General features: G+C 48.9%; 15 protein-coding genes. 11 read left to right on the forward strand and 4 right to left on the reverse strand.

Annotation, left to right across the window (positions count from 1 at the left end; genetic code table 11):
* The first annotated feature begins 98 nt into the window (after positions 1-98).
* Positions 99-1,409 (forward strand): serine protease, encoded by a 1,311-nt coding sequence (locus ACI1P2_RS18455; RefSeq protein WP_355321322.1) that lies wholly within the window; start codon positions 99-101, stop codon positions 1,407-1,409.
* A 464-nt stretch (positions 1,410-1,873) separates the two neighbouring features.
* On the opposite strand, the gene ACI1P2_RS18460 is transcribed toward ACI1P2_RS18455, so the two are convergent.
* The 3 genes from ACI1P2_RS18460 to ACI1P2_RS18470 form a co-directional block, all read right to left on the reverse strand.
* A complete protein-coding gene (locus ACI1P2_RS18460; RefSeq protein ID WP_355321323.1) occupies positions 1,874-2,479 on the reverse strand; it encodes a hypothetical protein in 606 nt (201 codons plus the stop codon).
* A gap of 119 nt (positions 2,480-2,598) precedes the next feature.
* On the reverse strand, positions 2,599-3,393 hold the full coding sequence (locus ACI1P2_RS18465) for a flagellar motor protein MotB (protein ID WP_355321324.1): 795 nt from the start codon (positions 3,391-3,393) through the stop codon (positions 2,599-2,601).
* Positions 3,377-4,177, reverse strand: a complete 801-nt coding sequence (locus ACI1P2_RS18470; RefSeq protein ID WP_355321325.1) for a flagellar motor protein — start codon at positions 4,175-4,177, stop codon at positions 3,377-3,379. Before ACI1P2_RS18470 ends, ACI1P2_RS18465 begins: the two co-directional genes overlap by 17 nt.
* Before the next feature lie 301 nt (positions 4,178-4,478).
* On the opposite strand from ACI1P2_RS18470, the gene uvrB reads away from it, so the two are divergent.
* The 7 genes from uvrB to galU all read left to right on the forward strand — a co-directional run bounded on the left by uvrB (position 4,479) and on the right by galU (position 18,772).
* Complete coding sequence (uvrB, locus tag ACI1P2_RS18475) at positions 4,479-6,470, forward strand: excinuclease ABC subunit UvrB (protein ID WP_355321326.1); 1,992 nt, start codon at positions 4,479-4,481, stop codon at positions 6,468-6,470.
* A 162-nt stretch (positions 6,471-6,632) separates the two neighbouring features.
* Complete coding sequence (gene uvrA, locus ACI1P2_RS18480; RefSeq protein WP_355321327.1) at positions 6,633-9,497, forward strand: excinuclease ABC subunit UvrA; 2,865 nt, start codon at positions 6,633-6,635, stop codon at positions 9,495-9,497.
* Positions 9,498-9,681: 184 nt separating this feature from the next.
* A complete protein-coding gene (locus tag ACI1P2_RS18485; protein WP_355321328.1) occupies positions 9,682-11,112 on the forward strand; it encodes a hypothetical protein in 1,431 nt (476 codons plus the stop codon).
* 395 nt (positions 11,113-11,507) lie between these two features.
* Positions 11,508-12,674 carry a S1C family serine protease gene (locus tag ACI1P2_RS18490; protein WP_355321329.1) on the forward strand — a complete coding sequence of 389 codons (1,167 nt, stop codon included), beginning with the start codon at positions 11,508-11,510 and terminating at the stop codon, positions 12,672-12,674.
* 56 nt (positions 12,675-12,730) lie between these two features.
* Complete coding sequence (locus ACI1P2_RS18495; RefSeq protein ID WP_355321330.1) at positions 12,731-14,635, forward strand: stalk domain-containing protein; 1,905 nt, start codon at positions 12,731-12,733, stop codon at positions 14,633-14,635.
* A gap of 529 nt (positions 14,636-15,164) precedes the next feature.
* The gene (locus tag ACI1P2_RS18500) at positions 15,165-17,678 is read left to right on the forward strand and encodes a U32 family peptidase (RefSeq protein WP_355321331.1); all 2,514 of its coding nucleotides are present in this window, start codon (positions 15,165-15,167) and stop codon (positions 17,676-17,678) included.
* A gap of 197 nt (positions 17,679-17,875) precedes the next feature.
* Positions 17,876-18,772 (forward strand): UTP--glucose-1-phosphate uridylyltransferase GalU, encoded by an 897-nt coding sequence (gene galU, locus ACI1P2_RS18505; protein WP_355321332.1) that lies wholly within the window; start codon positions 17,876-17,878, stop codon positions 18,770-18,772.
* 63 nt (positions 18,773-18,835) lie between these two features.
* Here the strand turns inward: galU and ACI1P2_RS18510 are convergent, their stop codons facing one another.
* The gene (locus ACI1P2_RS18510; RefSeq protein ID WP_355321333.1) at positions 18,836-21,298 is read right to left on the reverse strand and encodes an O-antigen ligase family protein; all 2,463 of its coding nucleotides are present in this window, start codon (positions 21,296-21,298) and stop codon (positions 18,836-18,838) included.
* 148 nt (positions 21,299-21,446) lie between these two features.
* Between ACI1P2_RS18510 and ACI1P2_RS18515 the strand changes: the two genes are divergently transcribed.
* The 3 genes from ACI1P2_RS18515 to ACI1P2_RS18525 are packed head-to-tail and all read left to right on the forward strand — an operon-like array spanning position 21,447 to position 25,190.
* Complete coding sequence (locus tag ACI1P2_RS18515) at positions 21,447-22,244, forward strand: ABC transporter permease (RefSeq protein ID WP_355321334.1); 798 nt, start codon at positions 21,447-21,449, stop codon at positions 22,242-22,244.
* Between the two features lie 14 nt (positions 22,245-22,258).
* Positions 22,259-23,545, forward strand: coding sequence for an ABC transporter ATP-binding protein (locus ACI1P2_RS18520; protein WP_355321335.1), 1,287 nt, complete (start codon positions 22,259-22,261; stop codon positions 23,543-23,545).
* A gap of 1 nt (position 23,546) precedes the next feature.
* Positions 23,547-25,190 (forward strand): polysaccharide pyruvyl transferase family protein, encoded by a 1,644-nt coding sequence (locus ACI1P2_RS18525; RefSeq protein WP_355321336.1) that lies wholly within the window; start codon positions 23,547-23,549, stop codon positions 25,188-25,190.
* Positions 25,191-25,193: the final 3 nt, after the last annotated feature.

The following is a 25,193-nucleotide window of genomic DNA, read 5'->3' on the forward strand; positions in this document are numbered from 1 at the left end:
CCTTTCTTGTAGATTTCGTATATGTCCCGTACATACATCAGGGTAGACAACCATTACCTGTCTGTGAACAGGGTACCAGCGGGAGGAGTGAATAGCTTTTGGAATGGGCTGCACAATGGGGATGGAACGTATTAAATGCATGCTTGCAGCTGCTGACGCAGCCGTTTTATTATATTTCAATTATCGTCGTTGCCCTGGGCTACCGTCGGCAAATGCTGCTGGAGCGGAAGCTGTTTCATACGAGGCTGCACGGCTGGTGGCCACAGACCTGGCGTACGATCTGGAGCGGACTGGCAGCAGGTTTGTTCGTCTCGGCCATTGGATTGTTCATTGGCGCTCACCTCACAACAGGGGCTGTAATCAGCTTATGGGTATGCACCGGCCTGCTCATGCTGCTGCGGGTGCGTTATCTGTGCTTCGCTTATGCGGCAGGAATGCTCGGCGTTGTCCAGTTTGTCGTTAGCTTGGCAGACGGCTGGCAGCCTGAAGGGTGGCTGGGGAACGTGGCAGCTGTGATTCGTGGTCTGGACATGCCCGCATTACTGCTGCTGGTTGCGGTTCTGCATATAGCGGAAGCGCTGCTGCTTCTCTGGAAGCGCGGAACGTCGGCTACTCCAATGTACTTTGAAGGCAAGCGCGGCAGATTGGTTGGGGGTTACCGGATGGAGGATTATTGGCCTGTGCCGCTGCTTCTGCTCGTTCCCGTGCAGGAGGGAGGGCTTACGCTCCCCTGGCCAACGCTGTTCGGCGATCAGACGGGGTATATGCTCGCCGCACTGCCCGTGATCATCGGCTTTAGCGGGTTAACGACCGGGCGTCTGCCCCTCCATAAAGCTGCCAACTCAGCCAAACGGCTGCTCCTGTACAGCCTGGTGCTGCTGGCGCTCAGTCTGCTGGCTGGGTGGTGGAGCCCGTTAATGCTGGTTGCGGCGCTTTTCTCCTTTTTGGCACATGAAGCGCTTGTCTGGTTTGACAGCTTCGAGGAGAGCCAGCTCAGTCCCCTGTATGTCCATCCGGAAGAAGGGCTGCGTGTCCTGGCTGTGCTTCCGGGCAGTCCTGCCGACGAGCTTGACATTATCGCAGGAGAATCTGTCTACCGGGTGAATGGTATGCTGATCCGGTCCAGGGAGGACCTGCATCAGGCTCTTCGGATAAATGCGGCGTTCTGCAAACTGGAGATCCGCAATCTGCGGGGGGAGAGCAAATTCCTGCAGCGAGGGCTGTATGAAGGAGACCATCATCAATTGGGGCTGGTGTTTGCACCGGATGCTGATGAAGGTTGGTCGGTGCCAACACGGCAAGCCTCGATCTATCAAGTGATTGCCATGCGCACCGGCGCCCGCCGCAGAAAAGCGCGGGAGTCGGTGGAAGGACTGCCGGGACGAGCGCAGAATCCGGTGGATTTGTAAGATGGAGGAGCGTCCCAACAGGCTTTGACCGGCCTGGGCGCTCCTTTTTGTTGTTGTAAGGCGCTCCGAGAACGAAGCATTCCTACAATCGCTGTTGGCCCCAAATTTCTATGGATTATAATTTACAAGGAAGAAATTCGGGGCCAAAGGCGAACGCTCCGCTTTTTCGGAATCGCTTCGTCCTCTCCGCTGCTGCGTGCATGTCCCTACTATTAATCCATTCGCTTATTCACGCGAAATCTCCCCAAGTCTTTGGACCGAGGAGACTTTATTCCCACCAATTAGGCGCTAATTCGATTGAATGTGGACTCAGGGGGCCTTATTGGAGTAAATCCTTACAGTACAAGGTGGTTTTTCTACAAATAAAGGCTATACGGTCCACTCATGTGCTGCTGAGCCGCTTTTTGAACTAAATAGGGGCGCTGTGGTCCGCTGCTCTGCGGTTTCCATGCTTTCTTAATCAGTCAGTCTCTAATCACGATCTCGATCTCACAACTCGCAGTCTCACGCTTGAAGGGATCACTGAACTTTCTAAAAACAAAGCTGATACCGGAAAGATCGTCCGGCAGTGGAGGAGATACGACATAGCTATAGGAAGCGTGCCCTTCGTTGCTTACGCCACTATGAAAACGGCAGCTGTATGGCTCCGGCAGGTGCAGCTCAATGTTGCTGAATTCCTTGCTGTGTCCAAGAAGCTCGTTAGTCTCGTCCCAATCGATATCCAGGTTTATGACACTGGCGTTGCTGTACTGTCGTACGGAGCTGATCGTATAGAAGAACTCCTCATGCTCCTTGTAGTTTAATACAGGGATCAGCTTTATGAATCCGGCCGGCTCGACAATCGGTTTATAATGTTCCTCACTTAGCAATACGCCGAATAGCATTTTAAGAAAGTCTTCATAGAGTTCGTAGGAATCCGCCCATTTAGCAATAACCTCGAACGGCGGGTAACCAGGTTGATTGTTTGCAATTTCCTTGCGCTGCATTAACAGCGAGCAAATCTGCTCATCAATATGGGATACGCTTTCATCATAATGCTCCGTTGGTCGCTCAAATGCACGACGTCTCAATCAGATCCCTCCTCACAAATAACTTGTACACTTAACTACCTTAATATAAATGGCGAGCCAAAATCAAAAACCTCTGCATCCATCAGACATTCGACAGGATACAGAGGCTTACATTTATCTCACTGCTGCAGCTGCCGCAGCACGGTGATCTCCACGCGGCGGTTCTTCTGGCGTCCGGGGGCGGTGGAGTTATCTCCTACGGGACGTGTATCGGCATACCCGGCATATTGGAAATGTGCCGGGTCAAGCTGCTCTCGGTCGATGAAAAACCGCAGCACCGACAGCGCGCGTGCGCCTGACAGATCCCAGTTATCGCGGTAGACGGAGCCGCTTCCCACAGGCGTATTATCCGTGTGGCCTTCAATGCTTACAGGAGTGTCCAGATTGCGGAACAGGCTGGCGAGTTTGGCCAACGTGGGAGCGGAGCCGGGTTTAAGCGCCGCCCGTCCCGAATCAAACAGGAAACGGTCACTCAGTGTAATGGAAATCCCGCGCGGCTCATCCGCAACGAAAATCTGGTTCTGGAGATTGTTGTCCTCCACATACTTCTGAATGACCCCCATCAGGTTTTGCAGTTCCTGCTCCTGCTTCCTGAAAGCCAGCTCGCGCTGGCTGAGCGTATCCGTCCCCTCGCTTCCCTTGTTTTCCGTATCAGATGGAGGATTGCGTGTTGTGTTTACGTCCGCCTTACCGGTCAGGCCTGAGCCCATTTCAAGTATGGAATCCCCTGTATGGAACGTATTCTGCAGGGCCTGCGTGATATCATCGTATTTTGTCGTATCCAGCCGGCTCATAGCAAACATCATGACAAAAAATATAAGCAGCAGAGTAATCAGATCGGCGTAAGTGATCAGCCAACGGTCTCTGCTTCCGGGCTCCTGACCGCGGCGCCGGCGGCTAGCGCGTGCTCTCATTCAGGGCCTCCTTGGAGTCGGTGGGCGGAATCGCCCGTCTGTCCGGACGGTGGTGGAACTCCAGCTTTTTGCGCACAAGCTGCGGGTTCTCGCCGTTTTGCACCGCGATAATTCCCTGCATCAGCATCTCCAGTGTACTAAGTTCATCCTCGCCGCGCGCCCGAATCTTGGATGCGATAGGCAGGAAGATCAGGTTGGCGCTGGCCACTCCATATAAGGTAGCTGTAAAAGCCAACGCGATGGAAGGGCCCAGCTCGGAAGGCTCGGTCAGGCTGCCCAGCACATGAATCAGCCCCATGACCGTACCGATAATTCCCATGGTTGGCGCATATCCGCCTGCAGAATCGAATATTTTGGCGTACCCTTCATATCTTTGCTCCACAGCGTCAAGCCCCACTTCCAGAATCTCTTTCACCTGTTCCTGATCCGTACCGTCAACGACGAGCTGAATGCCCTCCCGGAGGAATTCGTTGGGGTGATCCATCGACGAACGCTCAAGCGCAAGCACACCCGAACGGCGCGCAATCGCCGACATCGCAACAATATCTTCCAGAAGCTGGCCCTTGTCCAGCGGCTCCTTTCCAAAAGCAATGCGTAGCGCTTCCGGTATAGTACGCAGCTTGGAGACGGGATAGCTTATAACGACGGCCGCGGCTGTTCCGCCAAAAACGATCAGGGCGGCCGTCCACTGCAGCAGCCCGGAGAAATGTCCGCCCTCCAGCATGAAACCTCCGATCAGAGCGGCCAGGCCTGCAGCAATTCCAAGAAGTATTGTGATATCCAACTATGTTCACTCCTATCCAGACTTTACGTTTGCATCCCATACCCGAAAGAGTTATAATGGTACGGGAACAAACATTCTTATTCAACATATATTTTCCGTTTCATTTCTCGGGAAATATCGACATAGAAGAGGTTGCCTCGAATGCGGAAGGATTGCATTCACACGATATTAACAACAATCTATAGTTTTTAAACGGCAAATGCCGTCTGTTTTTGAATACTTTTGAATACTATAGATGTTTTGAATCGAAATTTGCAGTTTCCAGTGCTTCCATTTTAGACGATAAGGGTGATGCAGGGCAATGAGCGATATTGTTGTCAGCAGCAAGACTTTTGAAATTCAGTCGGAGTTTTCCCCCCAAGGCGACCAGCCCAAGGCGATCTTTGAATTGGTCGAAGGGATTCACCAGGGGAAGAAGCATCAGACGCTTCTTGGTGCGACAGGAACAGGGAAAACATTCACGATTGCGCAGACCATTGCCAAGCTGCAAAGGCCAACGCTGGTGATTGCGCACAACAAGACACTCGCTGCCCAACTGGCAAGCGAGTTTAAGGAGTTTTTTCCGAACAACTCTGTTGATTATTTTGTGAGCTACTACGACTACTACCAGCCGGAAGCGTATATTCCGTCTTCCGACACTTATATAGAGAAGGATTCAAGTATCAATGAAGAGATCGACAAGCTTCGGCACTCGGCGACCAGCTCGCTGTTTGAACGTCGTGACGTCATCATTGTGGCGAGCGTCTCCTGCATTTACGGTCTCGGTTCTCCGGAGGAATACGGCAGCTTGCTGCTGTCCCTGCGCGTAGGAATGGAGAAACCCCGCAATGAAATTTTGTCCAGGCTGGTGGATATCCAATATCAGCGCAATGACATTAATTTTGTGCGGGGTACTTTCCGTGTGCGCGGAGACGTCATTGAGATTTTTCCGGCGTCCCAGGGGGAGCATGCGATCCGGGTCGAGCTGTTCGGAGATGAAGTTGAACGCATTACGGAGATTGATGTGCTTACAGGGGAGCTGCTGGGCGAACGCGAGCATGTGGCGATCTTCCCGGCATCTCACTTCGTTACCCGTGAAGAGAAAATGCGGGTAGCGCTGGTGAACATTGAACAGGAGCTGGAGGAACGTCTCGCCCTATTGCGGGCGGAAGGCAAGCTGCTTGAGGCGCAGCGGCTGGAGCAGCGCACCCGTTATGATATTGAAATGATGAAGGAGGTCGGCTTCTGTTCCGGCATCGAGAACTACTCGGGGCCGCTGACGTTCCGTGAGCGGGGGGCAACTCCTTACACACTAATGGATTATTTTCCGGATGACATGCTGATTGTCATCGATGAATCCCACGTGACGCTGCCCCAGATCCGCGCAATGTACAACGGGGACCGGGCCCGGAAGACGGTGCTGGTGGAGCACGGCTTCCGGCTGCCTTCCGCACTGGATAACCGGCCGCTCAAATTTGAGGAATTTGAAGACAAGGTAAAACAGATTATCTATGTATCTGCCACACCGGGACCGTACGAGTTGGAGAAATGCAACACTATGGTTGAACAGATCATCCGGCCTACAGGTCTTCTCGATCCTGTAATTGAAGTCCGTCCGACCAAAGGGCAGATTGACGATCTGATCGGGGAAATCCGTACGCGGGTCGAGAAGGATGAAAGGGTGCTCGTCACGACCCTGACGAAGAAGATGGCGGAAGACCTGACCGATTATCTGAAGGAAGTCGGAATCAAGGTCCGCTACATGCACTCCGAGATCAAAACGCTGGAGCGGATGTCCATTCTGCGCGATCTGCGGCTCGGCACCTTTGACGTGCTGGTCGGCATCAACCTGCTGCGGGAAGGGCTGGACTTGCCCGAGGTTTCCCTGGTGGCCATTCTGGATGCGGACAAGGAAGGCTTCCTGAGATCCGACCGCTCCCTGATTCAGACGATCGGCCGGGCGGCCCGCAACAGCGAGGGCCTTGTCATCATGTACGGCGACAAGGTGACGGATTCTATGGACAGGGCTATCAAGGAAACGGCCAGACGGCGGGAAACCCAGATCCAATTCAATGAGGAGCATGGTATCACTCCACAGACGATCCGCAAGAAGGTCAGAGATGTCATCGAAGCGACGAAGGTTGCTGAGTCCCGCAATGATTATCTTCCCGGCCCTTCGGGCAAGATGTCGAAGAAGGAACGGCAGTCGCTTATCCAGCGTCTTGAGGCAGAGATGAAGGAAGCCGCGAAGAACCTGCAGTTCGAACGTGCGGCGGAGCTGCGCGACGCCCTGCTGGAGCTGCAAGCGGAGTAAGGAATCACTGCGCTAGGATATCAGCAGATGCAGATCTGTTTATTATTTTGATGGGAACGGCCGCTATTCCTGGTCGTTCCCTTTACATAAAGCAGCGGCTGTTCCGGACTGCCAGTCCGGCTTAATGGCCGGAATGTGCTGTATAAAAGGGAGATGAAACTTTTGGCGAATGAAAGCATCATCATCAAAGGTGCGAGGGCACATAATCTGAAGAACATCGATGTCACCATTCCGCGCGACAAGTTTGTCGTGCTGACCGGGCTGAGCGGTTCGGGTAAATCATCGCTTGCCTTCGATACGATTTACGCTGAGGGGCAGCGGCGCTACGTTGAGTCCTTGTCGGCGTATGCCCGCCAGTTTTTGGGGCAGATGGAGAAGCCGGATGTGGATTCCATCGACGGGCTGTCCCCGGCCATCTCCATTGACCAGAAGACGACGAGCCGCAATCCGCGTTCGACAGTAGGCACAGTAACGGAGATTTATGATTATTTGCGCCTGCTTTTTGCGCGGATCGGCCGGCCGCATTGTCCGGAACACGGTATTGAAATCACCTCCCAGACGGTTGAGCAGATGGTGGACCGGATCATGCAATATCCTGAGAAAACGCGCCTGCAGATTCTGGCACCGGTCATATCCGGCCGTAAAGGAGAACATAAAAGCCTGTTCACCGAAATTGCCAAGCAGGGTTTTGTTCGCGTTCGCGTGGACGGCGAGCTGAGGGATCTTTCGGAGCAAATCGAACTGGAGAAAAATAAAAAGCATACGATCGAAGTGGTTGTCGACCGGATCGTCGTCAAAGAGGACGTACAGGCTCGGCTCGCGGATTCTATCGAAACAGCGCTGAAGCTGTCCGGCGGTCAATTGCTGGTTGACATTATGGGACAGGAGGAGCTGCGCTTCAGCTCCAATTTTGCCTGCCCGATTTGTGGCTTCAGTATCGAAGAGCTTGCGCCGCGGATGTTTTCGTTCAACAGCCCGTTCGGAGCATGCCCTGACTGCGACGGACTCGGTGTCAAGATGATCGTCGATCCGGAGCTGCTCATTCCCGATCCGCGTAAGAGCGTCGAGGAGGGGGCATTTGAAGCTTGGAGCGGAGGCACTTCCAATTATTATCCGCAGTTTCTTAAATCGGTCTGCGAGCACTTCGACATTCCACAGGACGTGCCGGTCAGCGAGCTGACCCAAGGGCAGATGAGCATTATTCTGTATGGCTCTGGCAAAGAGAAGGTCCGCTTTGTTTACGAGAATGACTTTGGTCAGCGCAAGGAGGCGTACGTTGCCTTCGAGGGGATTATCCCTAATCTGGAGCGGCGCTATCGTGAGACGGCTTCCGAGGGGATTCGTGAATTCATCGAAGGCTTCATGGGATCCAAGCCCTGTGGCACCTGTAAGGGACACCGGCTCAAGAAGGAGAGCCTTGCGGTGACCATCAACGAGCAAAATATGGCTTATGTCACGAACCTTTCGATCGGAGAAGCCCGCAGTTTCTTTGAAAAGCTGGATCTCAGCGAGAAGGAACGGTCCATCGCCAATCTGATCCTGAAAGAAATCAACAGCCGCCTGGGCTTCCTGGTCAATGTGGGGCTTGATTATCTCACAATGAGCCGTGCTGCAGGCACGCTGTCAGGGGGAGAGGCACAGCGCATCCGGCTTGCTACCCAGATTGGTTCCAGTCTGATGGGTGTGCTTTACATTTTGGACGAGCCCAGCATCGGACTCCATCAGCGTGACAATGACCGGCTGATCCAGACGCTTGAGCATATGCGCAACCTTGGCAATACGCTGATCGTCGTTGAGCATGACGAGGATACGATGTTTGCCGCCGATTACATTATTGATATCGGTCCGGGAGCAGGCATCCACGGTGGACAGGTTATCGCACAGGGCTCACCGGAAGAAATCATGAACGATCCCAACTCGTTGACAGGCCAGTATCTCAGCGGACGCAAATTCATTCCGGTGAATCCGGAACGACGCAAGCCGTCGGATAAGTGGCTGGAGATACGGGGAGCCAAGGAGAACAACCTGAAGAACGTCAACGTCAAGATTCCACTCGGGGTATTCTCTGCGGTAACGGGCGTATCCGGCTCCGGCAAATCTACGCTTGTTAACGAGATTTTATACAAAACACTGGCCCGTGACCTGAACAGAGCGCGGGTACGTCCTGGACAGTACAAGGAAATCCGTGGGCTGGAGCACCTCGACAAGGTGATTGATATCGACCAGTCTCCGATCGGGCGCACGCCGCGCTCCAATCCGGCAACCTACACCGGTGTTTTTGACGATATCCGCGATCTGTTCTCACAGACCAATGAAGCGAAGGTGCGTGGATACAAAAAAGGCCGCTTTAGCTTCAACATTAAAGGCGGACGCTGTGAAGCATGCAAAGGGGACGGCATTATCAAGATTGAAATGCACTTCCTGCCTGACGTGTATGTCCCTTGTGAGGTCTGCAAAGGCAAACGGTACAACCGCGAGACGCTTGAAGTGAAATACAAGAACAAAAGCATCGCGGATATTCTTGAAATGACCGTCGAGGATGCGACCAAGTTTTTTGAGAATATCCCTAAAATACACCGTAAAATCCAAACCTTGCTGGATGTCGGTCTCGGTTATGTTACGCTGGGCCAGCCGGCGACAACCCTGTCCGGAGGAGAGGCGCAGCGGGTAAAACTGGCTTCCGAGCTTTATAGACGAAGCACCGGCAGAACGATTTATATACTGGACGAGCCGACTACGGGACTGCATGTGGACGATATAGACCGTCTGCTCAAGGTGCTGCACCGCCTGGTGGATTCGGGAGAAACCGTTCTGGTCATTGAGCATAACCTTGATGTCATCAAGACGGCGGACTATCTGATCGACCTGGGGCCGGAAGGCGGCAGCGGAGGCGGCACCATTTTAGCTACAGGTACGCCTGAGGAACTGGTGCAGGTAGAAGCCTCCTATACCGGCAAATACCTGAAGCCTGTGCTGGAACGGGATACGGAAAGAAGTAAAGCGTTGCTCGCGGCCGAGCTTGGCTGAGTGAACCCATAATATTGACTGTCACCCTGTTATACTCGAACGGAAACCGGTCCGGGTTATACAGGGTTTTTCTTTTTGCAAAAAAGACGTTTTGGCGGCCAGGGAGAAGGGTAAATAATTTCATGTCTGCGATTTTTTCGCATACATATATATGTATCCGGACAACGTATATGCTTTTGGAGGAGTGACAATAGGCCTAAAATTAACGGTAAAAGGGCTGCTGGTCATGCAGGAGAGAAGCTTCGCCGTATGGAATATAGAGAGGCATCGGATCGGACACAGGGCTTCCGGCGTGTCCGGGAGCAAACTAACAGCTGTCAATTGGACGGTACATACGGAAAGGATGGTAGCGAAGTTGAACTTTTATGGAGCAGCTGGCCGAGGGAAGAAATGGATGAAGCTTTTGTCCGGAGTTGCGCTGTCGGTGCTGGTAATCGGGTCTTCGACCACGCTGTCAGGTATGGCAGGAGCGGCGGCAGGCGTACCGCTGGAAGCTGAAATTGCAACAAGCACTGCAATCGGCCCTTTCGACGATGAGGGCTATGAGCAAAATTACATTCAGCCTGTCTCAGGCGGAGGTTTTGCTATTCTCCAGATGGAGAATGACGAAGCGTCCAGTGTTCTTAAAGTGACATATAACAAACTGGACACCGAGCTTGAACCGTTGTGGACACATTTTATCACATTGAACAAGCAAGCCGGCTCCAGGTCAGGCAGAGGCATACAGCGTGAAACTGCTGACGGAGGACAGCTGTGGCTGGCAGATTATATAAATGAGCAGTCAGACAGGGAACTGTTCGCGATTCGTACGGATCGCCGAGGGGATACCGAGTGGTCATATCCCCTGCAAACGGAAGAACTCTTCGGCAGCAGCACGGATACCCGAATCGGTCTGGAGCCTTTGCAGGACGGCGGATTTCTGGTCTCCTCGCTTGATGAGTCAGCGGATGAGTTCGCGGTCAGCAAATATGATCGGGAAGGCAAATTTCTTTGGCATAAAGTGACGCGCCATATAGAAAAAGGCTGGCTTATTGGCAATGGGAGCAGTTATACCATGGTGTTGAACCAGACCGGCGGGCGTGGTGGACGTGGTCCCGCGGTCGTTCTGGCAGATGTGTACGGCAAAGAGCAGAACAGGATAAGTCTGAAGCTTGGCAACGCTATGAAGATATCGGGAATACAAAAGCTGAATGATGGCCGGATTGCTGTAACCGGAGAGTTCGAACGGGGAAAGAAGAAACATGTTAAGCAGACACTTGTGTTCAATCACCGGTTTCAGCCAGTGAGCTTGTCTCCGGAATATGGCGCAGACACTGCCTATATCCCCGATGACCAGACGTTGGTCCGCATAGAGGATCAATATGACATCATTGACAGCGAAAGCGGGCTGACCATGCATGGCATCGTCATTACAGGGCTGGATGCACGAGGAAAAGCCAAATGGCAGGCCTCTACGCATTATCGTGAGGATCCGTACTTCCGGGTTGTGTATGATGGGGATTTGGCATTTAAAATTCCTGAAGGCTATGCGCTGATTAGCAGAACCTCTGGAAGCGACAGCCTTGTTCTGGATTTTATCAAGATTCTGCCACCAGTTATAGAGAAAGATTCGTAGACTGGAGAGTCTGGAGTAATAGATTACAAAGCTATCATTGTGCAGGGTAAACGCAGCATCAGGTTCCTCCCGCAGTCACTAAAGGAATAAGGGTGGCTGCGGGCTTTTTAAAGATATTGGAACGTGAAAAACCTCCTTGAATAACCTTCCTAATATCTCAAGAAAAACTTCCGCTAAATCAAAAAAATAGGACTATTTTGATTTGTTTTTCATGTCAATTTTATGGTAATTTCATACTATCTATACCAATCTATTCTTGCTCTTTCACAGATGTGCATCTGTAAAGAAATTGAGGAGAATTTTACGGTAAAATAGATTAGTATAAACCTAGATACATAGTCAGGCCGCAAGTGCTGAATATCAGGCATGGCGGTGAGAGAGGAAACAGGTGAAGTATGAGAACAAAGGGGAATGCTTGGCTCGCTGCAGGTCTGGGGGCAGTTGTACTTCTGGGCAGCAGCGGTACGGAGGCTGCGGCAGCGGGCGAAAAGGCGTTAAAGGCGCAAAAGATCAACGGCTCTATTTATGTCAATGTAAATGACCTCAATAAAGCGCTGGGGACAAGCGGCACTTACAACGGAGCCAGCGGGACTTATACATTGTCTACCGGTACGATTCCACAGGTTGTAGAAAAGGTTTCGCCCTCAGTGGTTGGCATTATCGGCCGTCCGGCTTCTTCGGATGCTTCTTCCGGCGGCGACCGCTACAATCTGGCTCACGGCACCGGCGTTATTATCAAGAGCAACGGGTGGATCGTGACGAACGCGCATGTTATTGACGGACTGGACGAAGTGCTGGTTGTCACATCCGACGGCAAAACCTATGGCATTACGGAACGCTTTAGCGATCCGGTCAGCGATTTGGCTGTAATCAAGATTAGCGCAAACAATCTTAAGCCGGCGGTGTTTGCGAATTCTACCGCGCAGCTGCAGGTCGGGGAGCAGGTGATCGCCATCGGGACACCGATCTCTTTTTCCCTGCGTAACTCAGCGACAACGGGCGTCGTTAGCGGGCTGAATCGCGGGGTCAACGCCTCTTACAAGCTGATTCAGACGGATACGGCCATTAACCCTGGCAACAGCGGCGGACCGCTGGTCAACCTGAAAGGGCAGGTCGTCGGCATTAATACGATGAAATTTTCCGCAGTAGGCATTGAGAATATGGGCTTCTCGATCCCGGCAGATACGGTTAAATATGTCATCAACCAATTTTTTAAATACGGGGAGGTACGGCGGGCAAGCCTTGGCTTGGAGCTTGAGGAAAGCTGGTCCGCTATCGTTGGCCTTCCGACAGACGATCCGCTTACCGTGAAGGGGGTCGCTTCAGCGGAAGCGCGGCAGGCGCAGATTGCCGAGGGCGATGAGCTCTACAGCATCAACGGAAAACGTATGACGTCCATCATTGATATCAATGAGCTGATGAAGAGCTTTCAGCCAGGCCAGACCGTTACACTCCTCATGCAATCAGACGGGGATATCGTTGAACGCAAGCTGAAGCTGAGCAGAGACGACGGCAGTATGCTGGAGGCGGCGATGGCTGAATCCTCCGGGCCTGCCGAATGAAGCGTATTGCCAGTTCACTGAATGTACTAAAAATATGCATTTATAGGGGTAAGAGCATGAATCCATTCCAAAAGAAAATTGCCCGCAGGCTTGTAGTCGGTCTGACTGCCCTGAGTCTGCTCTTTCCGGTGCTGCCTGCTGCGGCGGATGGTGAGTTAGCTGAGCTTCGCCTGCAGACTGGAAGCACGAAAGCCGTGCTTAACGGCCAAAATATTGCCATTGCAAAACCATATACCAAGAACGGCACGACGATGGTGCCTGTCGGTGTGTTCAAGAAAGCCTTTAACAGTCAAATTCGTCTTGAGCAAAGCGATGTGGTCAAGGTGATGAGCGGCCCTCATACGGTCACAATGACGATCGGCAGCCGGACGGCATGGGTAGACGGCCAGAAGATTAAACTGCCTGCAGCACCGGAAATGAGCAGCGGTACGCTCATGGTACCGCTGCGACCTGTGGCGGAAGGCCTGGGCGGCAGCCTGAAAATGGGCGGCGGCAGCCTCGTTGTCCGCATGGAGGCCAGCGCGGGCGGAGCAGCGGCAGAGCCGGAGGTTCCGACAATCGATAACGATGAAGGGAAGACAAAGGTCGGCAACAGCTATTACAATTGGTCGATGAGCTATCCGACAGGACTGATGATTGGCCAAAGCGGCGAAGACGAAAGTGTCGCCACCTTCATGAGCGAGGACGGCACCTATTATATGGAGGTGCATGCCGCCCCGCAGCCGGTTCCGTATGATGCAGATGACCTGCTTCAGCAGCTCGTGCAGAACGCAAAGGAAACCGGCGAGACGATTATTGACCGCAAAGCCTATCCGGATGCGGATGTGCCTTATGCACGCGTCATAACGAAGGATGGGGACGGTTCACTCTGGGAGAACAGGCAGTACTATGACCATGGGCAGGTATATGTTGTATATCTTACCGATTCAACCGCCGCCAACTACAAGGATCTCAATAAGTATGCGGGGCTTCTGAATTCGTTCAAAACCTCCTTTGACGCGAATGACAAGGCCATTAAGGATATTTCCACCATTGAAGGCGGCATGAAGGATGTATATAACAGCGATTACGGCATTGCCTTGAAAATTCCGGCCGGCTGGACGGGGGACAACAGCAGCATGCTGTATGAGGGCCGGGACGGTTCCAAGCTCAAGCTTACAGTAACCTCGGCCCCGCAGGGCTCTTCTTTGGAAGAATGGGTAACGCAGCTGCAGTCCTGGTTGAAGGATTCATATACATCCTCCGCTTATGAGGTCAAGAAAACATATCCGCTGGAAGTGGCAGGCAAGAACGCTTTAATCCATGAATACCGTTACAATTTCGGGAACGGCTGGGTGAAAGAGTACGATGTAATGCTCCAGGAGAACAGTTACCGCTACCTTGCGGAATACTCGTTCCCGGACAATGACGGCAAAGGGCAGGATCAGTTTGAGCTGCTGGTTCGCAATATGGACATCGACTTCAGTGTGGTTTCCTCCAACTTCGGCCAGCTCGAAGAGGACGTGTATCTGACAGATAAGACGAAATCTGACCGTAAAATATCACAGGCTTACGGATATTCGGTGGACATACCGGCCTACTGGACGCCAGTGAGCGAACGCTTTGAGTCCGCGGATGTTGAATACCAGTTCCTCGGCGGCAGTTTCTCCATCCGAATTGATGAAGACCAACCGTATGAAATGACGGTATCCCAGCTTAAGGATTTCTATGACAACGAAGGGGAAAATCACACGAACTTGAAAGCCGAGGAAGTGAAAGACATCAACTTTGCCGGAACACCGGCCGTTTCGTTCACCTTCCATCAAACGGATAACGGCATCAGCTATACCGGCCACCAAATTTTGCTGGAGCATAACGGTGCCACCTATATTCTGTCCACGACGCTGAATGATGCGAACAATACGGCGGCACAGTCGCTTGCGCTGAATTCCGCATTAAATTCGTTCAAGTTCGTCGATTAACATTATAAATAGTGCTGTTGTACGACTTAGGCTGAGGCTGTCCCAAAAGTGTTTTGTACGGTACGGGAATAACTCTATTAATAAATAAGTGCAAGGACCTCGAATTCCACAGTTAAGTGGGGGATGAGGTCCTTTTTTGCAAGTTGATAGACGTTCTGGGAACGAACCATTCCTTCAATAACTCTTGCCCCTAATTATCAATTGTGTCTATAGCGGAAGAATTTCGGGGATATAGGAATGCACTATCCTTTTTCGAAACTATTCTCTCTCCAGATACTCATTCCAGCTGCAAATTTTCTGAAAGGAATGTCTGGAAAGAGTAGAAGGAAGCAGCACAGTCTGGTACACTAGATTAGTTATAATGTCGCTGATTTGTACAAAATGAAAGATGAGGCAGCACATTCCTGCTGTACATCGTTCTTTTTTAGATACTTTGAAAAGTACGTCGATAGACGTTTTTCTTTATATGAAACAGTAAACTTAAAAACAAGAAATTCGGGCGCAGCAGGCGCCGATCAGGGAGGATTTTATGGATAGACAGCAATTGCGAAGAGAAGACGTGGAGCTGCTGGCCCCGGCGGGTGACTGGGACTGCATGCGGGCGGCCGTGGCCAACGGGGCGGATGCGATTTTTTTCGGTGTAGAGAAGTTTAATGCCCGGGCACGCGCCAATAACTTCCGGATGGATGAGCTGCCGGAGATTATGGCATTCCTGCACAGCTATGGGGCCAAGGGCTTTTTGACCTTTAATATCCTCGTTTTTGAGAATGAAATGGAGGACGCCAAGGAGCTTATTGATGCTTGTATCGATGCGGGCGTGGACGCGGTGATTGTGCAGGACCTGGGCCTTGTGAAAATGATCCGCGAGATCTCGCCGGATTTCCCGATTCACGGGTCCACACAGATGACCATCACTTCTCCAGAGGCGGTGGAATTTACGAAGCCGTTTAATATGGAGCGGGTTGTGCTTGGACGGGAGAATAATCTGAAGCAGATCCAGAAAATCGGTGAGCAGGCAAGGCTGCCGATGGAGGTTTTCGTGCATGGGGCACTGTGCGTCTCTTACTCGGGCCAATGTCTGACCTCTGAAATGTGGGGCGGACGGTCAGCCAATCGCGGCGAGTGCGCACAGGCGTGCCGCCTGCCGTATGATCTGATGGTCGATGGCGAGCAGAAGCCGATGGGAGACGTGGCTTATTTGCTATCGCCGAAGGATTTGGCAGCGATCGATATTATGCCGGAGCTGATCGAGGCTGGTGTAACCTCCTTTAAAATTGAAGGACGACTGAAGTCGCCTGAATATGTAGCTAACGTGGTCAGCAAATACCGCAAGGCGATTGACCGGTACTTCGATGGTGACAATACAAAGCCGAGCAAAGAAGAAATCCGCGAGCTGCAGCAGAGCTTCTCGCGTGGTTTTACACACGGTTTCCTGGACGGAACCAACAATAAAAAACTGGTGGACGGAACGTTCCCGAAAAGCCGCGGCGTTTATCTCGGACGTGTGGAGAAGATTCTGCGCGATGCTGTCGTATGCCGGATTGAGGCACCGCTCAAGCGTGGGGACGGCATCGTATTTGATGCCGGTGATCCAACGAAGAAGGAAGAAGGCGGACGCGTTTACGACATTCGCCGCAAAGGCGTCAAGGTGGAAGGCGAAGCCGGCGAAGGCTGGGTGATCGATATCGTGCCAGGCCGGAACGATGTAGACCTGCGCCGTCTTCATGTCGGCGACCGCATCTGGAAGACGAACGACCCGGCGCTGGATAAGCGCCTGCGCCAGACATTCGAGACGGAGAAGCCGTACCGCGTCTTCCCGGTGCATGTGAAGGCTGTAGGCCATCCCGGCCAGCCTTTGACGACATGGTGGACCGACGTGCAGAAAGGCACAACGGTCCGCATCGATTCCGAGCTGGAACTGGAGATCGCCCAGAAGCGTCCCATGACTGCCGAGCTGCTCGAAGAGCAATTCGGCCGTCTGGGCGGAACCGTGTTCCAGCTTGAGGCACTGGACGTCCACCTGCATGGGGACGTCATCGTGCCGATGCGCGAGCTTAACAACATCCGCCGTAAGGCGGTGGAACAGCTCGCGGGCGAACGGCCAAAGCCGCCGGTTTATGTGAAACGGGCGGCCCAGGTATACGGCGATGCGGCCGTGCCGGCAGCGCCGGTGGCCCGCGGTCAGGCGGAGCTGACCGCGCTGTGCCGCAGCCTCCCGCAGGTGGAGGCTGCGCTCGAAGCCGGCGTGGAGTTTATTTACGCCGACTTCGAGTTCATCAAGCAGTTCCCGGCAGCGGTTGAAGCCGTGCACGCCGCTGGACGCAAGATTGCGCTGGTTACGCCGCGCATCCATATGCCCGGCGAAAACGGCTACCACAACAACATCCTGCGCCTTCAGCCGGATGCGGTGCTGGTGCGCAACACAGGTGCGCTCTATTTCTACCTGAAGCACCGCCGCGAGAATCCGGACGCGCAGCATCCGAAGTTGATCGGCGACTTCTCGCTGAATATCGCGAACCACAAGGCGGTCGACCTCTTCCTGGAGGCCGGCTGCGACGCCGTAACGCCATCGTATGACCTGAACATTCAGCAGATGGTTGATCTGCTGGGACGGTCACGTACGGACAAAATGGAGGTGGTCATCCATCAGCATCTGCCGATGTTCCATACCGAGCATTGCGTCTACTGCACCTTTCTGAGCGAAGGCACGGACTACACCAACTGCGGCCGTCCGTGTGAGGAGCACCGCGTCTCGCTGCAGGACCGCATTGGCATGTCCCATCCGGTCCGCGTAGACGAGGGCTGCCGCAACACGGTCTACAACGCCATCGAGCAGTCCGGCGCCGAGTACCTGTCCAACTTCATGGACCTTGGTGTCTCCCGCTTCCGTGTAGAGTTCCTGGAAGAGACGCCGGAACAGGTGCACGAGGTCATTGACCTCTACAAACGCGCCTTGCGCGGCGAAATCAGCGGCACCCAGGTATGGAGGACGCTGAAAGCCACCAACCAGCTTGGAGTAACGAGAGGACAGCTGGTGAAGTAGAGTGTGAAATTTTATTAGAGCATCTGCTAAGGAGGCAGATGTTCTTTTTTTAACTTCAGATCCACTTAATATTTTTAGAATTATTCTATGATATTTACTGTATTAAATATGATTTGCTACAGTCTAGTAGATACCTGCTATAATAGATCCATGTATGCTTAACAACTTGATATGGATTGAGACAAAGGAGCAGTCACATGAAGAAAATTCGTAAAGCCATTATCCCAGCCGCTGGCCTGGGTACACGATTTCTCCCCGCAACCAAAGCGATGCCTAAAGAAATGCTTCCCATTGTTGATAAGCCGACCATTCAATACATTATTGAGGAAGCTGTTGCCTCGGGAATAGAGGATATTATTATTGTTACGGGTAAAGGAAAAAGAGCAATTGAGGACCATTTTGATTCCTCATTTGAACTTGAGTACAACTTGGCTGAGAAAGAAAAGTGGAAGCTGCTGGATGAGGTGCGCAAGCCTTCTGAGATGGCAGATATTCATTACATACGCCAAAAGGAACCGAAAGGACTGGGTCATGCAATCTGGTGTGCCCGGAAGTTTATCGGAGATGAGCCTTTTGCCGTCCTCCTTGGGGACGATATCGTTGAATCCGATGTTCCCTGCCTCAAGCAGATGATGGACGTCTTTGACCGCTATCAGCGCGCTGTGGTAGGGGTCAAGCAGGTTCCTTGGAACGAAGTAAACCGTTACGGTATCGTGGAAGGCACTTCTCTCGAAGATAAAATCGTCGAAGCGAAACGGTTGGTGGAGAAACCAAAAGAGGAGGATGCGAAATCGAATTTGGCTATTATGGGACGATACATTTTGACTCCAGATATTTTCGAATTGCTCGGGCAGCAAAAAACGGGAGTAAACGGTGAAATTCAGCTTACAGATGCTTTGGGAGAATTAGGAGAACATAGCCCGATCCTTGGTTATGAATTTGACGGAAATCGACATGATGTAGGGGAAAAATTAGGCTTCATTGAAACCACTATTCATTATGCACTCAAGCACAATGAACTGAAGGATGATGTCCTTGATTATATGAAACGGATTATTGAGAAAGTGGATCAAGCGAAAAAGGTCACTCCTTAGGGAGAGACCTTTTTCTTGTCTTCTGTGAAGTAGCTTGAAAGATGTTTTTCTTATGTTCCACATTTATTGAAGCTTTAGTGTAACCAAATCATCAACCTGCTGTTTTTCATTTGCATCGCCTTGAATTAGCTTGTCATACCAAGCCTGATCTACCTGTCCTTGCTTCTGGGTGGCGGCGACGTAATAGCGGGCGATTTCTTTATTTGTAGCGTTACTCAGATCTTCGTTCAGAAGAGGCTGCAAGGTCGCTACCGCTTCGGCAGGTTTATTGGACATAAACTGAATTTTGCCTGTATTTAAGGCAATTTCAGGCGTCACATTAAACTGCTTTGCAATCATAATGCTCTTAGGTAAAGAGTTGATATGTGCAATTCCATCCAGCACTTGTTGGTATGCGTTCAAGCCTGCTTCAAAGTACTGCTGCTGTTTCGCAGTATCACTCTGTTCTCTCGCTTGATAGCCTAAAGTAAAGGCCTGTTGGATGAGATTGCTGTACCACGTAATATCCCATTTATAGTTCGAAATCTTGTCCTGCAGGATCTCAAAAGCCTTCTCGTTGTCGTTCTTTAACTGATAGTGAGACATTAGATTAGAAGTCATACTTTTATTAAAAGGCTCCGCTTTTAAGCCTCGCTGCAACAAGTCTTCATCAGCCGCATAAAACTGTTCGTCCTTAGTTTGCTTATATGCCGCTTGATATAGCGATGATAGCAGGATCAGTGAATCCGGATGCGTCGGTCGGATGGATAAATCCTCATTAGCTGCTGCCTGAATCTGATCAAAAGATTGGCTCGTACGAGCAACCTGTCTGGCTTCCATGGATGCATTACTTGATTGAATAAAGCGTAAACCAGTGAATACAAGGATGATCGCTACAATTCCAATGACCCCGCTGTACAGTGGTCTGAAAGCGGCAGGCTTTAGAGAAAGCCGTTTTACCGGCCTGCTGTCCATTGCTGCAGCCATACCTCCCAGCCCAACAAATACCAGGATGCCCATAAACACATAGCTTAGGTTGAAGTCCAGAATACTGTGCAGCAGGATGGACAGTGTTAAAATGAAATAGAGAAAGTATGAGTCACGCTGCTCTGCATTCTGCTGAATATATCCGCGGATATATTTATAAAACACAAACAAAATGAAAGCCATAAAAATAACAAAGCCTAAAATACCTACCTCGACTAAATACTGCATAAAGAAGTTATGCGCCTGACGGCTTGTATAAGGATAGTCCTGGTATTTCTCGTAGAGCGTTGCCCAACCGCCACCTCCAGCTCCGATAATCGGATAATCTGCAATCAGTTTGGACGCATCTTCATAAAACTGAAAGCGCTCCAATACACTGTGCTGCTGGAAGTTGATGCCTTCTACACGCACACGAATGTTTTCAGGCAGCACGTTGCGCAGGCCTGTACCGATCAGCAGGAAGGCTACAACCCCGACGATGACGACCGAACCGACTGGCAGCCACAGGTTGGAAAGCTTCCGAGAAGCCCAGCCCTGCATGCTGTTCTCCAGCTTAGGTGCGACATACTGTTGAATCAGCCAGGATATTACGCCTGCAACGAGCGAAGCTGCAATGAGCAGTCCCCAGCCTTTGGCAGCGGTGGTTCCATTGTACGTTTGATTCAGCTGAAGCCCCATATTAGTAATCGGGCTAAGCACAGCCAACGAGACAATTCCTGATACTGCACAATAGATAATCCACAACAGCTGCCGGGCCGGTTTGAAGAACAGCAACAGCAGGATAAATACAACCGGCATCATAACCAAGCCGCCACGGGACAAGGTCAGAAACAGAGAAACCAGGATCGGAACGAGCATAAAACCATGTGCCAGCCGCCCGAACCAGGTCTTCGATTTCATCAAGCTAAAGATCGCTGCAAAAAAGAAAGCCATCAGAAACGCTGCGTATGTATTCGCATACTGGAATACAGAAGTCAGACGAAGACCGTTGGTATCCGTCATTACGGCACTAGTATAGCGGTTTTGATACACTGCACTGGAGAACCAGTCTACCAGCTTGCCGGCAAGTACCCATTGTCCAAACCAGTTGATAAAACCAAAACCAATGATCAGATAGGCAACGGTCATAATTGTAGCCTGGATGATGCTATTGCCCAGCCGTTCCTGCAAGAGGTACAATGATATGATGAACATGGCAGCATAAATGCACTGCACGATCACCATATTCATGGCCAAGTAGTGCGAAGCCGCAGAAATTAGCGACAATACATAAGTCAGCGGAAGCAGGACCACCAGTACTGCCAGCCAGTCTCTTTGCTCTTCCAGTCTGAATTTTTTATAATAGCTTAGTATTGCTACAATCAAAAGAATCGAGGTGATCGTGAGAGCCCAATAAACAGGCTTTTCAAAATCAAGCATCTGTCCGTTGAACAGAGCAGCCTGAAACGGAGACCAGATAAAAAACAACATGATTCCAACAATTAACACCCAAAATAACGACGACCTTTTATCGTCACGGGTCGACGTTTGGGTCTGTTTCCCGTATACTGGATTCGACAAGGTTTACAATCTCCTTTTCTTGTAGATACGTCAATATTTTAGCATATAGAAGATGTAGGAGCCAGAAAGAAAGGAGATTAAACGGTTTATATTATTGATTAGGTATTTGTAATTATATAGCTGGACAATGAAAGGGGATTTCATTTTAATGCTTGGAACAGCTTTTCTGAAAGATCTCATAGCACATAGAAGGTTAATTATTCAACTTTCCATAAAAGATTTAAAAGATAAATATCTAGGGTCTTATCTGGGGATTCTTTGGGCAATTATACAGCCTGCAATAACTATTTTGATATTTTGGTTTATTTTCCAGGTGGGATTCAAATCACTACCCATTGAAAATTATCCTTATATCTTATGGCTTGTTGCAGGTATGATTCCTTGGTTTTTTTTCTCTGATGCACTTATGAATGCTACGAACTCAATAGTAGGTAATGTCTTTCTTGTTAAGAATGTAGTCTTTAGGGTAAGTTTGCTTCCTATAGTAAAAATAATATCTCCACTAATCATACATTTGTTTTTTGTACTTGTTATGGTGGTGATGTTTTGGAGTTACGGCTTTCCTCCTAACATTTATTTTTTGCAGATATTTTATTATCTTTTTGCCATGTCGGTGTTTATACTTGCTGTTTCATGGATCACTTCGGCTTTAGTGATTTTTTTGAAGGACATTGGACAAATATTGGCAATGATCTTGCAGTTTGGTTACTGGATAACCCCTATTTTGTGGTCATTAAACATGATTCCTAGTAAGTATGAGATGCTCATAAAATTGAACCCTATGTACTACATTATTGAAGGTTACAGATATAGTCTTATTTTTAGAAGCTGGTTTTGGCAATATCCGAGTTTGACACTGTACTTCTGGGGTGTTACTTTCTGCTTGTTGTTGCTCGGAGCGTTCGTATTTAAAAGATTAAGACCTCATTTTGCAGACGTACTATAAGGAGATATTGATATATGAGTACAGCTATACAAGTAGAGGGTATCTCTAAACATTTTAAATTATATGAGAATCAAATCGATCGACTGAAGGAAGCTATAAGTCCTTTACGCAAGCAATATCATACAGATTTTTATGCCTTAAACAACGTCAGTTTTCATGTAAAAAAAGGGGAGACATTAGGGATACTCGGTAAAAATGGGTCGGGAAAATCGACACTGCTTAAAATTATTACTGGAGTTTTAACCCCGACAGAAGGCAGAGTTCAGATCAATGGTAAGATAGCAGCATTACTTGAACTTGGTGCCGGATTCAATCCTGAGTATACCGGTATTGAAAACATCTACCTGAATGGAATGTTAATGGGATTTGACCAAGCAGAGATGGACCGGAGGTTAGAAAATATTTTGTCCTTTGCAGACATCGGTGATTTTGTTTATCAACCCGTAAAAAACTATTCCAGTGGTATGTTTGCAAGATTAGCTTTTGCGGTAGCCATAAATGTTGAACCTGAAATACTCATCATTGATGAAGCACTATCGGTTGGCGACATATTTTTTCAGCAAAAGTGTTTTGAAAAAATAAAAGCTATGAAGAATGAAGGTGTAACAATACTGTTTGTCAGCCATGATGTGACTAGTGTCAGTACATTATGCGATCGATGTGTTCTGATAAACAAAGGTGAGGTCTATTCTTATGGTGAACCTAGAAAAATTATTAATGACTATGTGAGATTGTATAATACTAATGAGGAAATAACCAAAAAAATCGAAAGAGTCAACAAACTCTCTAAAAAGGGTAATGTATCGTTGATTGATGCGGCTACTCAATCCGAGTCAGAGGAAGATTCAGAGGAGTATCGTTACGGGGATGAATCAGCGGTAATAAGTAAAATCGAATGCATAAACGATAATGCACCTGACAGCGATTGGTTAGTGTATACTATGGACTCGTTTAAATTAAGAATTACTGTTGATTTTTATGAGGACTGCACCAACCCAGTACTGGGATTCTACATTAAAAATAAAAAAGGCCTTGAAATGTATAGTGGTAATACACATTATTTGAATCAGAATATAGGGCCTGTTAAAAGTGGAGAAAAGGTTGTTGTAAGTTTTGTACAAAAAATGTATTTGGCGCCTGATGAATATATAGTTTCTATAGGATTATCTGATTTTGTAGATGGGGTTAGCCGCCCGCTGGATCGAAGATACGATGTGAATAAGATTACGGTTAAGTCTGAGAGGACTATAATAGGTTTAATGGACATGGATTCCACAGTTGAAATAGTTAAAGGTGGTTAACATGATAAAAATTGCACAGGTAGGCACATTTAATGTCGATAATTTAGGCGACCTGCTTTTCCCTGTTGTATTTGAACGAATAGTTGAGGATGTTTGCCGTCAGTTGAATGAGGATTATCAAATTAAGTTCTTTAGTCCTAACAACACAGGAATAGTACCAGTTTATGAAGATCAAAAGGAAGTTGAAGATCTTATTAATTTTAATGAGTTCTCATTTGATAAAATTTTTGTGGGAGGGGGAGATTTATTAAGATCGGATGACTGGTCTATCAATAAATTATATAAGACCGATAGACTTAGCTTTAGTCATATCGTTTCCCCTACTAACAAGCCAATAGACAACTTTTATACAATCGGACTAGGAGTACCTTTTCAATTAGAAGGGGGATTCTCCGAATATGTAAAAAACTCATTTAAACGCTTTAAACGCGTTTCGGTACGAGATCAAAGAGCAAGCGTTTTTTTGACAAACGAGGGAATAACAAATGAAATTATTCCGGATTTAGTGTTGAGTATTTCTAGGTGTTTCCCCAAAAGCTCACTTGAATCAATCTTTAATGATTTAGTCACTGCAAATGGGGTTACAATACAAGCTGGTCAATATATTGTATTTCAAGCAAACAATAGCGTTATAAATAATCAAGAAATTAATGAAATTGCTAACTCACTAAATCTTATTTCTCAGAATTTCAATTTGCCCCTTGTACTTATTTCTATTGGAGAGTGCTTAGGGGATAATGAGCTTTATCATAAGCTAAAGCCCCTTCTTAACAATTGCTATTTATTTAATAAGGAAGCTATTCCCTCACTTACGATGATGGAAAAAGTATCACTATTGGCGAATGCTAAGGGGTTCATTGGATCAAGTCTTCATGGGAATATAATATCTTATAGCTACAGTATCCCTCATGTTACCTTTTCCGGTGAATATTCAACTAAACTTACTGGTTTCTTCGAATTAATCAACAAAACAGACTACTGCCTTAAAAAGCCAGAAGATTTATCGGGGAAAGTTAAAGCTATAACTGATTATTTTAGTGGCAGTTTAAATAATACGGAACCACTTTCATTATTGACAGATAGATTGTTTAATTTCATAAAGGATGCTCTTTTAGATAATTCTAAGAATGAAGATTTGGCCTCTTACTCCCAGGAGATCGATGATCTCTTCAAGGTAGGGCAAAATGCTATTTCTAAAAAAAATTCGGAAATTTCTGCACTATGGGATCGAGTGAATATTGCAGAAAAAAATTTCCGGGATACTCTTATAAACAACGAGGCCTTGTGGAAACGCGTAAACGAAGCAGAAAAAAATTATAAAGATACGTTATCACAAAATGAAGACCTGTGGCATCGAGTTAATGATGCAGATCAAATGCTAATGCAACTCAAGGAACAGGTAAACAAATTGTGGGAAAGAGTGAATAGTAACGAGACCTTGAACAATGAACTGAGTAATACATTAAAATCATCCCAGAAGGATATTTCTGATTTATCTGGAAAGATTAGTAATTTGGAAGATGAGAAAAAAGAATTGTTAATTGAACAAGAAAGACTTTCACAGATTGAAATAGAGTATAATAATGTCATGAAAAGCTTTTTCTATTATTTGAAAAAAAAATTAATTAAAAAAGGGAACTCATAAACT

Origin of the sequence: Paenibacillus jiangxiensis, from assembly GCF_046098255.1 — a bacterium.
GTDB lineage: Bacteria > Bacillota > Bacilli > Paenibacillales > Paenibacillaceae > Paenibacillus > Paenibacillus jiagnxiensis.

Bases quoted from the DNA above. Each gene is read 5' to 3' on its own strand.
- galU (WP_355321332.1), top strand. From the start codon at position 17,876: ATGAAGAAAATTCGTAAAGCCATTATCCCAGCCGCTGGCCTGGGTACA.
- ACI1P2_RS18525 (WP_355321336.1), top strand. From the start codon at position 23,547: ATGATAAAAATTGCACAGGTAGGCACATTTAATGTCGATAATTTAGGC.
- ACI1P2_RS18500 (WP_355321331.1), top strand. From the start codon at position 15,165: ATGGATAGACAGCAATTGCGAAGAGAAGACGTGGAGCTGCTGGCCCCG.
- ACI1P2_RS18495 (WP_355321330.1), top strand. From the start codon at position 12,731: ATGAATCCATTCCAAAAGAAAATTGCCCGCAGGCTTGTAGTCGGTCTG.
- ACI1P2_RS18520 (WP_355321335.1), top strand. From the start codon at position 22,259: ATGAGTACAGCTATACAAGTAGAGGGTATCTCTAAACATTTTAAATTA.
- ACI1P2_RS18490 (WP_355321329.1), top strand. From the start codon at position 11,508: ATGAGAACAAAGGGGAATGCTTGGCTCGCTGCAGGTCTGGGGGCAGTT.
- ACI1P2_RS18515 (WP_355321334.1), top strand. From the start codon at position 21,447: ATGCTTGGAACAGCTTTTCTGAAAGATCTCATAGCACATAGAAGGTTA.
- ACI1P2_RS18465 (WP_355321324.1), bottom strand. From the start codon at position 3,393: ATGAGAGCACGCGCTAGCCGCCGGCGCCGCGGTCAGGAGCCCGGAAGC.
- uvrB (WP_355321326.1), top strand. From the start codon at position 4,479: ATGAGCGATATTGTTGTCAGCAGCAAGACTTTTGAAATTCAGTCGGAG.